This window comes from Bacteroides muris (ex Fokt et al. 2023) (assembly GCF_024704895.1).
Taxonomy (GTDB): domain Bacteria; phylum Bacteroidota; class Bacteroidia; order Bacteroidales; family Bacteroidaceae; genus Bacteroides; species Bacteroides muris.
This window is the reverse complement of the sequence record NZ_JAMZEE010000104.1, coordinates 1-996: the sequence shown is the minus strand read 5'-3', so window position 1 is coordinate 996 and position 996 is coordinate 1. Positions and strand designations below refer to the sequence as shown.

The 996-nt window shown below is 39.8% G+C and carries 2 protein-coding genes; both read right to left on the bottom strand.

The annotated features are described in order from the left end of the window. A partial coding sequence (locus M1B78_RS18420; protein WP_257941491.1) for a recombinase family protein occupies positions 1 to 269 on the bottom strand: 269 nt, incomplete at its 3' end. Between the two features lie 22 nt (positions 270 to 291). Continuing rightward, entirely contained in the window at positions 292 to 903 is a 612-nt protein-coding gene (locus tag M1B78_RS18415; protein ID WP_119962337.1) for a recombinase family protein, read from the bottom strand. Positions 904 to 996 lie beyond the last annotated feature (93 nt).

Genomic DNA, 996 nt, shown 5'->3' with positions numbered 1-996 from the left:
TTTTGCATGAGAGTGTTTAGAATGCTCATCACTTCCATCAGACGACGCCCAAGACGACTAATTTCAGAGCAAATAAGGGTATCACCCTTTTTAAGTTTTTTCAGCAAAGCGCCAAGCTTCCGTTCTTTTGCAGACTTGGTACCGGATATGGTTTCCGACACCCATCTGTCTATTTGCAGTTCTCTTATCTTACAAAACTTCTCTATCTCGAATTTCTGATTCTCAACCGTTTGTTTATCTGTACTGACTCTAATATACGCGTAAATCATTTTTCACGCAAAGATATAAAACTCAATTACAAGGTAGAAAATAGCACATCCTTATAAGATGCCTATCCAAAGTTATCGGATTACATTGCAGCCTTCTACAAATAGCGGCTTTGGAATATCCGTATTCAAACATCTTTTTTATTAGCCGTTCCTTTCCAGTCAATTTATAATGGGAATTCTGAACACCTGGTTTTCGTCCAAGCTTCATCCCCATGGCTACCCGCCTGGCAAGTCCGGCTTTGGTTCTCCTTGATATATCTTCCCGCTCCCTTTGAGCAAATAAGACCTTTAAAAACGTATCTTGCACAGAATCTGAATCATCTTTAATAAGCTTGTCATCACGGATTTCCACAATATTGGCTTTGGCAATCAGACAATGAGATATGATAGCTATAACCATATACGCACAGCGTCCAAGCCTTGAAAGTTCCGTAACATATATGGTATCGCCTTGGTCTATCGTATTCAGTATCTTACCTAATTTCCGCACATTGGGATGCCTGGCACCAGACACACTCTCTTCAATCCACTTATCTATAATGAGCCCCTTGCGCTTGCAGTATTCAGTTATCTCGTACCGTTGGTTTTCAACGGTCTGTTTCTCACTGCTCACTCTGATGTAACCGTAATTCATAGGATTCTGTTTTTCTCCTTTAAAAGTAAGAATTTATATGCAATTAATAAAGCATCGAACATAAAGTTTTCATAATCCGGAGGATTCGCCCCT